We start from the raw sequence: 7,595 nt of genomic DNA on the forward strand, positions 1-7,595 counted from the left end.
GTATAAAAATACAAATTATGCAGGCAATATTTCAAAAAGCAATCGAAAATTCGATGTCTTATAACGATTATTTAAATTTGATCGACCAAAAAATTAACGAGAACAGTTCAACAGGACACGAGCAAAACGAGATGCTTACGGATTTTACAAAACTGAACCGTGCCAGAATGAAGCGTTTAGATAAAACCCAGCAAATACTTCCGGAATTAGAAAATCTTACAAAGCAAATTTCTGAAAAACAGATTTGGATTGTACTTACAGAAAGCTGGTGTGGCGATGCTGCACAGAATGTTCCGGTAATGCAAAAGCTTGCAGAAATTAACCCACTAATTGATTTGCGCTTGGTTTTACGCGATGATAATGAGGAGTTAATGCAACAGTATTTAACTAATGGCGGAAAATCGATTCCTAAATTAATCGCTGTTTCTGCCAATTTAAATAAGGAATTGTTTACTTGGGGACCGCGCCCTGCAACTGCACAGGTTGAAGTAAAACGACTGTTAGATGAAAACGGAGGTTTTAACGACAAAGTAAAAGAAGGTGTACAAATTTGGTACAACAACGATAAAGGAATTTCTATGCAGAATGAACTGATTGATCTATTAAAAAACGCAGCTAATTAAGCTGCGTTTTAAGATTTATATATTGTCATTCAGAGTGAAATGAAATGTAACGATGAATCTCATTAAATTACTACTGAGATTCCTCCTTCGTCGGAATGACAAAATAATGGTAGTTTTTATTGTAGTTTAGAAGGACTTTCGAATTAATTCTTTTTAACATAAACACTTCCTTCAGTAAAACCGTTTTGTTTAACAAATTTTCTAAACTGTTTTTTAGAAAGTTTAAAAGTTGCTGGGCGAATAGTATCTACAACTGTTTCGGTTAATTCTGCCAGCGTATTAATTTCTTCTTCTGTACGAATATCGTTTAAGGAAACAATGTTGTTTTTAAATTTTAATTTGGTAACATTCCAGTTTTTATCTTCGTTTGCAATATTTAGAAAATAATAGCCTTTCAATTTTCTTAAAATATCATTTTGTTGCAGATTAAAAATCGTGTCGGTTACATTATAACTCGCAATAAACAAGGTGTCGTTTAGTTTTTTCGATGTTAATTCTATTTCCTGCTGAATTTTTAAAAGATCTTTTTCTGATAAGGTATCTCTAAAGTACTGTGTACTTAAAATTAATTCTTTTTGAATAACTAAATCGGTATCTGTTTCGTAATTGTGATACGTTCCAATCATTTTGTTGGGAAATGCAGATTGATCTTTTGTATTTGCTGGTTGTGCTTCGGTAAAATTAGCTAAGGGCTTCTTGCACGAAGCCAGTGCGCAAAAAGAAACAAGTAGAATAAAGTTTTTCATAAATGTGTTTTTAGTTTTTTCTTAAATAACTGTTTAAAAACTGTCAGGTCGAGCGTAGTCGAGACCTTTTTGTTGGTTGTTGGGTTGCATCTCGACTTCGCTCGATGTGACAAAATTATTGACAATTTAAGATTATTTCAGCAAAGCATTCGTGCGTCTGATTGCTTCGGCATCTTTATAATCTAACCACTGTTGTCCTTTTGTTTTACGCATGTAATTATCGTAATATCTGTTGAAAACTACATTCTTTAAACCGTTGAACAAATTTTTTGGTCTGCCTGCCAACGATCGTAGACTTAACGAGAATCCTGGCGTTTGATACTTCATGTAATGCCACCAACCTTCGGGCATATACAGCATTTCGCCGTGTTGCAATTGCGTAATGTACGGATTTACCTTTTTAAGTGCCGGAAAGCGGTCAAAATCCGGATTGTCAAAATCTATTTCTTCATGACAAATCCACGAATACGGTAAACGATACATGTATTTTGTTTCTTTAGGATCTACCAGTACGCACTGTTTTTTTCCATCGAAATGAAAATGGAAAATATTTGGGAAATCAATATCGTAATGCATGAAAACCTTGGCATTCTCGCCACCAAAAAATACCAACGGCAAATTTTTAAGCAACCTGATGCCTAAATCCGGCCAACGCATATCGTCTTTCATAGACGGAGCATCTTTCATAAGGTTGTACAGAAAAATACGTAAATCGGTCGGACCTTTTTCTAAAATATCAATGTATTCTGCCATTGTCATTTTAAAATCGGGCTCATTTACTTTTTTGGTATAATCGGTTTTTCTACTGTCGTAAAGCGGAACTGTTTTATCGCCGGCAATTTCTTTAATAAAGTCTAAATTCCATTTGGTAAATGCAGGCCAGTCTTCAATTTGATTGGTAATTACCACAGGTCTCTGCTTTTTGTAGTAATTCTCTATGAACTCTTTTTTCGTAAGCTTTGTTACGCGTTCAATCTCTGTATAATTAAAACTCATACTTAAATTTTAGCTTAAATACTATGACGTATAAAAGTAGTGAATTTAAAGATTTGTTGTTTTTTATTGAACTTTTTTTTAACAATAAATCCTTAGTTTTTCAGGCTAAGGATTTAAATAGTTTATTACCACAGATTCTGTGACTATTTTAATGATTTTGTATTCATTAAATCATCAAAGGCTTTATTGGTAGCTGCGGTTATTTTTGCATGAATTCCGTTACCGTAACTTACTCTATGTACACCCAAAGTAGCAAATTCTTCATATGTTTTCAAGCCGTCTTTCATAAAAACGTTTAATGGAAGTTGCGTGGTTTCTAAAACCGCTTTAATGTCTTCATCGGTATTTATCAATGGAACAAAAAATCCGTCGGCACCCGCAGTTTCGTAAGCTTTAATACGCTTTAAAGTTTCGTTGATGGCATCGGCATGTTTGGTTGTGTAGGTATCGATACGTGCATTTATGTAAATATCTTTCCCTTTTGATTGAAGATGCGATTTTATGGCTTTGATTTTATCAGTCAAAACAGAAACATCACCTAAAGATCGATCTTTTCCGTTGGTTAAACCATCTTCCAGATTGATTCCTAAAATACCGGCATCAACCAATTTTTCTACATTTTTGGCAACCTGTTGCGGATCATCAGAATATCCTGATTCAAAATCGGCAGAAACCAATAATGAAGTAGATTTTGCAATTTTTTCGATCATAAAAAACATTTCTTCAAACGGAATATTCTCACCGTCTTCGTACCCCAAAATATTCGCGATAGCATGGCTTGATGTTCCTATTACCTGAAAACCCGATTTTTCGGCAGATTTACTGCTAATGGCATCCCACGTATTGGCAATTAGTAACGGTTGATTTTGGTTGTGTAACGATTTAAATTTGTCTAAACTCATAGCTTTATAATTTTCTTGTTCCTTATAAATTTACGGTTTTTTCAATTGATATAAAAAGGAGTTTATCAAACAAAACAATTTTTTAACGTTTGACCTTTTATAAAATCATATCAATTTCGGTAAAAGAAACGCTCGGCAGTGCTACTTAAATTTACGAAAAAAATACTTAAATCGCTATGTTATTTGTCATGATTTTTTTGATTGATGCGCAATAGATTTGTTCTAAAGATAAATCAAATTTTAAATAACGCAATTATGAAACAAAGAGTTCCTGTGTCACAAATTATGACCAAAAATTTAGAAACATTAACCACGAATCAATCACTTTACGAAGCAGAAAGTTTATTCAAAAAGCACAACATCAGACATATTCCGGTTGTTGATGGAAAATCAATTGTAGGCGTTTTAAGTTATTCCGACCTGTTGAAAATAAGTTATGCGGATGTTAATGACAACGAAGATACGGTTGAATCTGTTGTGTACGATATGTTTACAATTCCGCAGGTTATGGCGAAAGTTCCGTTGACGGTTACGGTTGATGCTACGGTAAAAGAAGTAATTGAAATTTTGGCAAAACAGACATTTCATTCGCTTCCGGTTGTTGAAAACGGCAATGAACTGGTTGGTATTGTCACCACTACCGATTTATTAAACTACTTTTTAGAGCAATATTAAGATAAGTTGGGCTGTCTAAAATATTCGCTTGTCAAGCTGAACTTGATTCAGCTTCTCATTAAATTGATAATAAGATTCCGGATCAAGTCCGGAATGACATAAAAAATGTTTTAGACAGCTTTTACATTTGAAACACTTTCAAAGTGATTTTTTTATCAAGACTCATTCCGCCTGGGTTACATCCTGGTTTTCCTTCGGGAATTTCTATTCTGCGTTTTGCAAAATGTTCTGTCCAAACAGGAAAAAAGTTATCCGATTTTGGCTCTTTATACGTCATTGGAAATAACTTAAAAAACGGTTTGTTTTTATTGGCGAATTTAAAGGCATCATAAATCAATTCTGAACAATAATATTTACCGTTATCGTATAAAAAATCATCATCATACGGAACGCCTAGATTTTCTTCGCAAAACGAAATAGCTTTTGGAATTAAATAAAGATGTTTACGCTTTAATGTACCTACATAAACCGTGTTTTTTGTGTAAGACAAAAAATCTTTAAGCGGTGTTTTTACTACAGATTTTCCAATAGCTTCGTACACATAAAATTCATTTTTTGCTGTTGAAACAACCAACCCCATGTGATTAAAATCGTTGTTTTTATAGCCGTTTGTAACTGCGTTAATGGCATTACACATGTCGCCGCAATTTATATTGATAAACAGCAGATCGCCATTTTTTAATTCGGTTTTTTGAGCAAAAGCTGATAGAGTAAACAATAAAAAGAATAGAATGTTTTTCATAAGCAAAAAAGAAGCTTATTCGGCTTCTTTAAAATTTAAATTATATATTTTCTCAAAGGCTAACGGCTCTATGGCATCAGCAACAGAAAAATCGCCTATTTTGGTTCTTCGCAATGCGGTTAAATGTCCGCCTGAATTTAAGGCTTTTCCAAAATCGAAAGCTAAAGATCTAATGTAAGTTCCTTTGCTGCAAACTACTCTGAAATCAATTTCGGGTAAGGCAATTCTTGTGATTTCAAACTCGATAATTTCAATTTTTCTTGATGCAATTTCAACTTCTTCGCCCGCACGCGCATGTTCGTACAAACGTTTGCCATCTTTCTTTAAAGCCGAAAAAATAGGAGGGAACTGATCTATAACTCCAATAAATTTTTTACGGTTTTCTTCTATTAGTTCGTTCGATATATGATCGATAGGAAATTCCTGATTAATTTCGGTTTCCAAATCGTATGACGGTGTAGTTGCACCAACAGTAATAGTTCCAGTGTATTCTTTAACCTGACCTTGTAGTTCTGCAATTCGCTTAGTGAATTTTCCGGTACAGATAATTAAAAGTCCCGATGCTAAAGGATCCAACGTTCCCGCATGACCAATTTTGAACTTTTTAGGAAGATCTAAATTTTTTAGTAACGCGTATTTTATTTTGTTTACCGCCTGAAAAGAACTCCAAGATAACGGTTTGTCTATCAGTAAAATCTGTCCTTCCAGAAAATCTTCCTTTGATAATTTCTGCATTATTTAGTGTAAAAGTAAATTAACAGTCCAATTCCAATCACAATTCTATACCAGCCCCAAAATTTAAATCCGTATTTTGTAAGTACGGCAATGAATGTTTTTACAGCAATTAAAGCGGTTATAAATGCAATAACGTTACCAATTATGAACAATATAATGTGGTGCTGATCTTGCAAAATCATTTCGTAACCTTTCATTTCGGTTGCTGTTCCTTTGCCCCAGGTTTTTACAAAAATGGAGTAAACCGTAACAGCTAACATGGTTGGAACAGCTAAAAAGAACGAAAATTCTGCGGCTGCTTTTCTGCTTAAACCTTGCGTCATACCACCGATGATTGATGCTGCCGAACGTGATGTTCCAGGCATCATTGCCAAACATTGCCAAAAACCAATGGTAATTGCCGTTTTAAACGTAATGTCTTTTTCATCGTGAATTTTAGGGTTTTTAAACCAGCGATCTACAAATAAAAGTACGATTCCGCCGATGACTAAAACCGATGAAATAGCAATTTGATTTCCCAGAACGGCTTCAATTTTATCATCTAACAAATAACCCAATCCCAATGCAGGAATCACGGCAAATGCCAGTTTGTAGTAGAATTGCAGGTTACTGAAATCGAAGAATTTCTTCCAATATAAAACTACAATCGATAAGATCGCTCCAAACTGTATTGAAACCTGAAACATCTTTAAAAACTCAGACTCTTCCATTCCTAGAAGAGCCGCAGTAAAGCCCATGTGAGCTGTAGATGAAATAGGTAAATATTCTGTTAGTCCTTCAACAATTGCAATGATGATGGCTTGTAATAAATCCATTTATAAGGTTTTTATGATTTTTTTGCAGGGTTTTTAAAGATCGAATAAATGCAGATTCCAAAACCAATAAAAATTACGGTTGGTGCTAAACGAATTCTTCTGAAACTGAAAACAGCTTCGTTAAAAACATTTGGATCTTCACTGTTTCCGCCTGCCATTAGTAAAAAGCCTAAAGCAATTACCGCGACACCTGCCAATAAAAGTACGTAGTTCTGTTTGCTGAACAAAAATGATTTTTCGGTATTATTTTCCATAAGTTACAGGTATAAATCGTCTGATTTTAAATTTAAAAAGCGTTGCGTTGCAAAATACGTGCTAATGTAGGTAATGATTATTCCCACAATAAATACGGCTCCGCATACTAAAACTATCGACTGTACATCGCTTAATAATCCTAATGTTGGTAGTTTGCTGTCTGCATAAGCTGTTAACGCCAAAATACCAATGATTGCCAAAACCGATCCTATTACACCCAATTTTACGCTTGTAATGATGAATGGTTTACGAATGAACGATTTTGTTGCACCAACCATTTGCATTGTTTTTATAATGAAACGTTTTGAATAGATCGATAAACGCAGCGAACTGTTAATTAAAAGTATCGATATAAAAGCGAAAACGCCACTGATTATTAAAATCCAGAAACTGATTGTTTTTATGTTTTTGTTCACTAAATCAACCAATTGCGAATCGTAAACAACTTCGTCAACCAACGGGTTTTCTTTAATGCCTATTTCAATATCTTTGATAGAATCTTTTTCAACGTAAGCACCGTTAAAGTGTAAATCGAACGAATGTTGCAATGGATTAAAGCCCAAAAATTTCACAAAATCTTCACCAATTGTTTTTTGATGTGCGTTAGCTGCCGAATCTTTATGAACAAAAGTAAGGTCTTTAATAAATTTCTGCTGACCTAATTCGGTTTGATAGGCTGCAAGCTGTGTTTCGTTTACATTCTCTTTAAAATAAATCGACATTGGAATGTTTTCCTTAAAATTGTTCGATATTTTTTCATAATTAATAACGAACATTCCTAATGATCCCAACAAAAACAACACTAAAAAAATACTTAAAATAACCGAAAAGTAAGACGATATTAATCTGCGCTTTTGATATTTTTCGTACGCTGTAGCCATAATTTTATTATTTAGAGGGTAAAGATAATAAACAATTTAAATATATACTTAACCATTTTTTAGAATGTTGAATTAGAATGCTGAAAAAGCAATCTTTATCAAGCTTCTCATTACGATCCTTGCATAAAAAGGATATTCCGGAACAAGTCCGGAATATTTAAAGTAACCCATAGTGCATTATTAAACGAGATTAATTTTTAGGTTGTTAATATTTCTGTCGAATAC

At 33.7% G+C, this 7,595-nt stretch carries 10 protein-coding genes; 2 read left to right on the forward strand and 8 right to left on the reverse strand.

The genetic code is table 11. The annotated features are described in order from the left end of the window. Window positions 1-17 precede the first annotated feature (17 nt). Window positions 18-623, forward strand: a complete 606-nt coding sequence (locus EG242_RS12360; protein ID WP_158608874.1) for a thioredoxin family protein — start codon at window positions 18-20, stop codon at window positions 621-623. A 143-nt stretch (window positions 624-766) separates the two neighbouring features. Here the strand turns inward: EG242_RS12360 and EG242_RS12365 are convergent, their stop codons facing one another. From EG242_RS12365 to EG242_RS12375, 3 genes are all read right to left on the reverse strand, one after another. Then, window positions 767-1,369 (reverse strand): hypothetical protein, encoded by a 603-nt coding sequence (locus EG242_RS12365; protein ID WP_124900173.1) that lies wholly within the window; start codon window positions 1,367-1,369, stop codon window positions 767-769. Window positions 1,370-1,501: 132 nt separating this feature from the next. Further along, window positions 1,502-2,365 carry a cupin-like domain-containing protein gene (locus tag EG242_RS12370; RefSeq protein ID WP_124900174.1) on the reverse strand — a complete coding sequence of 288 codons (864 nt, stop codon included), beginning with the start codon at window positions 2,363-2,365 and terminating at the stop codon, window positions 1,502-1,504. A gap of 143 nt (window positions 2,366-2,508) precedes the next feature. Further along, on the reverse strand, window positions 2,509-3,267 hold the full coding sequence (locus tag EG242_RS12375; protein ID WP_124900175.1) for an isocitrate lyase/PEP mutase family protein: 759 nt from the start codon (window positions 3,265-3,267) through the stop codon (window positions 2,509-2,511). A 255-nt stretch (window positions 3,268-3,522) separates the two neighbouring features. On the opposite strand from EG242_RS12375, the gene EG242_RS12380 reads away from it, so the two are divergent. Beyond that, window positions 3,523-3,942 (forward strand): CBS domain-containing protein, encoded by a 420-nt coding sequence (locus EG242_RS12380; protein ID WP_124900176.1) that lies wholly within the window; start codon window positions 3,523-3,525, stop codon window positions 3,940-3,942. A 121-nt stretch (window positions 3,943-4,063) separates the two neighbouring features. Here the strand turns inward: EG242_RS12380 and EG242_RS12385 are convergent, their stop codons facing one another. The 5 genes from EG242_RS12385 to EG242_RS12405 are packed head-to-tail and all read right to left on the reverse strand — an operon-like array spanning window position 4,064 to window position 7,370. Beyond that, window positions 4,064-4,684, reverse strand: coding sequence for a YiiX/YebB-like N1pC/P60 family cysteine hydrolase (locus EG242_RS12385; RefSeq protein WP_124900177.1), 621 nt, complete (start codon window positions 4,682-4,684; stop codon window positions 4,064-4,066). 15 nt (window positions 4,685-4,699) lie between these two features. Continuing rightward, complete coding sequence (gene truB, locus EG242_RS12390; RefSeq protein ID WP_124900178.1) at window positions 4,700-5,419, reverse strand: tRNA pseudouridine(55) synthase TruB; 720 nt, start codon at window positions 5,417-5,419, stop codon at window positions 4,700-4,702. Then, on the reverse strand, window positions 5,419-6,234 hold the full coding sequence (locus EG242_RS12395; protein WP_124900179.1) for an undecaprenyl-diphosphate phosphatase: 816 nt from the start codon (window positions 6,232-6,234) through the stop codon (window positions 5,419-5,421). Before EG242_RS12395 ends, truB begins: the two co-directional genes overlap by 1 nt. Before the next feature lie 11 nt (window positions 6,235-6,245). Continuing rightward, on the reverse strand, window positions 6,246-6,488 hold the full coding sequence (locus tag EG242_RS12400; RefSeq protein ID WP_124900180.1) for a DUF3098 domain-containing protein: 243 nt from the start codon (window positions 6,486-6,488) through the stop codon (window positions 6,246-6,248). A gap of 3 nt (window positions 6,489-6,491) precedes the next feature. Continuing rightward, entirely contained in the window at window positions 6,492-7,370 is an 879-nt protein-coding gene (locus tag EG242_RS12405; protein WP_124900181.1) for a cell division protein FtsX, read from the reverse strand. Between the last annotated feature and the right edge of the window lie 225 nt (window positions 7,371-7,595).

It is taken from the genome of Paenimyroides viscosum, assembly GCF_003858535.1.
Lineage (GTDB): Bacteria > Bacteroidota > Bacteroidia > Flavobacteriales > Flavobacteriaceae > Flavobacterium > Flavobacterium viscosum.